This window comes from Chamaesiphon polymorphus CCALA 037, from assembly GCF_003003845.1.
Taxonomy (GTDB): Bacteria; Cyanobacteriota; Cyanobacteriia; order Cyanobacteriales; family Chamaesiphonaceae; genus Chamaesiphon; species Chamaesiphon polymorphus.
In genome coordinates, this window is the sequence record NZ_PVWO01000491.1 from 1 (window position 1) to 4,273 (window position 4,273).

General features: G+C 47.1%; 4 protein-coding genes. All 4 read right to left on the reverse strand.

Translation table 11 applies throughout. From position 1 onward, the window contains the following. Positions 1-1,045, reverse strand: a 1,045-nt coding sequence (locus tag C7B77_RS25035; protein ID WP_146138509.1) for an efflux RND transporter permease subunit, incomplete at its 3' end; no start/stop codon positions are given. Positions 1,046-1,139: 94 nt separating this feature from the next. Then, positions 1,140-1,781: a SanA/YdcF family protein gene (locus C7B77_RS25040; protein WP_245894393.1), complete on the reverse strand. Its 642-nt coding sequence runs from the start codon at positions 1,779-1,781 to the stop codon at positions 1,140-1,142. Between the two features lie 53 nt (positions 1,782-1,834). Beyond that, positions 1,835-3,772, reverse strand: a complete 1,938-nt coding sequence (locus C7B77_RS25045; RefSeq protein WP_106311340.1) for an efflux RND transporter periplasmic adaptor subunit — start codon at positions 3,770-3,772, stop codon at positions 1,835-1,837. Between the two features lie 79 nt (positions 3,773-3,851). After that, a partial coding sequence (locus tag C7B77_RS25050; protein WP_146138510.1) for a DUF2808 domain-containing protein occupies positions 3,852-4,273 on the reverse strand: 422 nt, incomplete at its 5' end.

Below are 4,273 nucleotides of genomic sequence, written 5' to 3' on the forward strand. Positions count from 1 at the left end.
TACCTTGAATCAACGAAGAACGCACGTTATCGACAGAAGATTCGATATAACTATCTTGACGAAAAGTAGTAGTAACTTTGATGTCTTTGGGCAAACCAACTTTAATTTCGGCGACCGCTTTTTCTACCGCGCGGGTGACAGTCGGCGTATCAATGCTGGGCTGCTTATTCACCATCACGATAATCGCTCTCTGACCGTTAAAACCACCATCGCCCCGTTGTAGTGCCGCACCAATTTTGACATCGGCGACATCTTGGAGCCTGACGGGGGTGCCATTGCGAGAGACGATAGTTGATTTTTGGAGATCTTCGATCGATTCGATCCTACCAACACCCCTAATTAATCTCTCAGTATCGGGAGTGATATAAAAACCACCTGCGGCATTAACATTCGCTTTTTGAGTCGCTTGAGTAACTTGGTCTAAAGTAATATTAAAAGCTGCTAATTTAACCGGATCGACTAATACTTGAAACTGTCGCTCGTCGCCACCAAACACTAAAACTTGACTGACTCCTGGCACGGCTAAAAGGCGATTTGTCACTTGCCAATCGACAATCCGCCGCGCTACCATCAGAGAATTTGGGGCAGCTTTTACACCATCTGCGACGGTAAAAGCATACTGCACCACCAAACCGACGGGAGAGGTGGTTGGGGATAATTGGGGTGTTTCGACTCCTGGGGGTAGCTTACCAACGGCTTGCTGGAGTCGCTCGGTAATCAGTTGCCGTGCTTGATAGGTATCGGTTGATGAAGTAAAAATCGCCCGTACCACCGAAATTCCCGCCGCACTGGAAGAACGCACGGCTGTGACTCCAGGCGTACCATTGATAGCACTTTCGATCGGTAATGTTACTAGCGATTCTACTTCCTCTGGTGCGAGTCCAGGGGCTTCGGCTTGGATTTCCACTTGGGGCGGTGCGAAAGCTGGCAACACATCTAGGGGCATTTGGGGGATGACGTAGACTGTCCACAATGCGACGATAACTGTCGCTAATACGACGAGCCAGCGGCGATTAATTACCCATTGAACGATATTTCCGAGCATTTTTTAATTTAAATAATAAGATTAGCTGCTGGTTGAAAGCGATAAATTTTATAATTTTATCTATACTTAACAAATAAATCTATAATTTCTTCAACTATTCCATCCCTTCAAAATCTCCCAGAAAAGTAGGTCGGGGACGAGTAACATGAATCTCTAATAAAGCTTTGACATTAGCCAACATTTCTCGCCTTAAATCTGGCATCATCCCCCGCCATCCATATAATTCCAGATCGGGAGTGCCCAAACCCACTGTCTTAATACCCAAGCGATCGCAGGTATAAACAGTACGCGGTAGATGATAATTTTGGGTAATCACGATCGCCTGATGTACGCCAAAAACTTTATGAGCGCGATAACAACTCTCATAAGTACTAAATCCGGCATAGTCTAAAGTAATATCTTGCATCGGTACGCCCAAATTGTGAGCGTATTCCTGCATCGATCGCACCTCATTATAATCAGTTCGGCTATTATCACCAGTCATCAGTAATTTCTGCACTCGATCGAGATGATAGAGCTTGGCTGCTGCGGTAATTCTGTTGGCTAAAAAAGGTGTCGGCTGCCCATTTTGCAGCAGTCCTGCACCAAAAACAATCCCTACCCGCTCTTGGGGAACTTGTACGGGTTCCAGATAGCGGCGATCGTGAGTACTAATATTGATATAAGCCGTGGCGACCAGCGGCTTTGCTAAGACACTAACGATTACACCCAATACCAATAATTGAAATAACCGCAAAGTCTTAGTAGATCTTTTAGAGATTCTTGACCTCAATATCCATTTGCAGATGTTCACTCTTGCGCCCCTTCCTTGCTCTTGCCTCCCATCAATACTGGTGGCGAAGGTACCGAGTGATGATTATTTGTGTAGGGTTCGGGTTCGCTGAGTTCAGCCGCAGGTAATGAGTCACGATAGTTGTCGGCGTAAGCATCCTCTTCGCCATCTTCTAAACCATCTACTGGAGCCGAACGGAACCGTTTCCACAGCAGCACACCCCCAGTTACTAGAATCGCGCCTCCACCGACTGGTAATAACCAGGGCGGTACGACTAAACCATTACTTTTAGCTGGAGCCGCTTCATCTTGATGTCCTTCAGCAGCAGGCTTTTCGCCCCCGCCCCGCAACGACTGGGCGAATAGTTGCGTCCCTCGTTGAGTCACCACCATGTCACCTGCAAATAAACCCGCCTTCACCTCTACCATGTCCCCAGATGTGCGCCCGAAGGTGACTTCTGCCGCTTGGAAAGCATTCCCATTCTGGACGTAGACAACTTTTTTACCATTAGCCTCGACTACCGCCGCAGTGGGAATCGCCAGTAGCGACGCAGCGGTTTTAGCAGTAATTACTTCTAGCTCGGCAAACATTCCTGGTTTAAGGACACCACCAGCATTAGCTATTTCTGCTTGCACGGGGACGACTCTGGTTTCGCCCTGTACTGATGTGCCGATTTGGGTAATTCTGCCTTCAAAACTTTGGTTCGGTAGGGCGGCAACTTTGACGCGGATCTTTTGTCCAGTTTTCACCAGCCCTAAATCTTTCTCATAGATATTTGCCGTCGCAAAAATCCGAGCATCATTAACGATCGTCATCAGTTTACCACCTGCATCCTGCAAGGATTGACCGATACTCACATCGCGGCTGGCAACAGTCCCAGCAATCGGCGCGGTTATCGTGACTAGCCCTTGAGCGTTGGCGGTGCTGCCCAGTTGTTGGAGTCGAGTTTGATAATTAGTGGTACTAAGCTGTAGTTGAGACTGGGCGATGACTACATCCGACTGGGCGCGTTTGAGTTGCGCTTGGGCTTCTAATACATCGCGACGAGTTTCAGCGCGTTGTAATAGCGATTGTGCCTCAGCAACACTCGCTTGCGAAGCGCGGAGTTCGCGGTAGGGTAAGTCTACCTCTGCCTTTTTAACATCACTTTGAGCTTGCACTACTTGGGGCAAACTTTTGGCTCTGGCTGCTTCAGCTTTGGCGCGTTCGAGTTTACCTTTAGACTCCAACATTTGCCGTCTGGCGAGGGCACCTGTTTTGACTAATTCGCTATCTCGATCGTATTGTTCTTGCGCGATCGCCACTTCAGTATTTGCGCGGGTAATTTCGGCGTTAGCGATTTGCCGCTGAAGCTTGAGATTTTCTTGCGCTACTTTCAAAACGCCGCTCTGATTAATTATCTGTTTATCTCGATCGAGTTGAGCTTGAGTAGCCGTTAATTTAGTCCGAGCTTGAGCGACTTCGGCATTACTAATTGTTTGCTGCTTGACTAAATTATCTTGAGCTAGTTGCAAATTAACCCGTGCTTTTTGCAATGCGCCTTGTGCGTCGGCTTGTTTGCCTTGGGCATCTACCCGCAAGTTAGCTAACTCTGGGGAAGCAATCACAGCAAGAGGTTGACCCTTAGTAACTTTACTCCCAGGCTTAACTAGTAGCTGCACTACCTTACTAGTTAACGGTGCAGTTACCTCAACTTTTTGGTCTGGTAAAGTTTCGATCTGTCCGGTAGTTTTTAAGCCAATATCTAATGGTTGATTTTTAACTGGTTCGACTTTAATCCCCAATCTTTTGACCGTCTGAGCATCAACGGTGACAGCACCAGTAGCTTCACCACCCGACTGAAACGAACTCGCCCCACTATGGTCGTGTCCGGCACCTGCGAGCGCGATTTTAGGACTAGATACTGTCGATAATATAATTAAAGATAATAATAATTTTAGTTTAGTCGATCGCATGATAATTAAGGGGTGAAAGTTAGCTGTATGCAGTCGAGAAGATGGGGAAATCTTGCTATCGATTTAAGTCTCGATCGCTCTAAGAAAGACGTAAACCAGTTCTGCCAATATTGATATATCGATCGGTAGATGCTTGCAATTTGCCATCATTAACATTTGGATTATCGCTAGCAAATTTCACAGCCAGATCGTAATATCGAGCTGTGCCCCACACGCTGACATTATTCAGTTCGATATCGATTGCTGTGCCAGGTGAGATCGCTCGATCGAAGCTCAGTTCTACAGTCTGTCCAGCGATACTGACATTTATAGGTAAGCTTTTACCTGTTTTATTGTCGAAAACTGCCACTTTTTGGTTGAGCGTAAATCCGGCTGGTGCGGTGAGCTTCAGGGCAGACACAGATTTTGAGTTGGTGGGAATCGCCAACCGCAGTGTATGACGAGCGATGCTAGCCCGTGCGGAGGGAAAAGTATAGTTGCTATAGATGTAGGGAAGAGTAC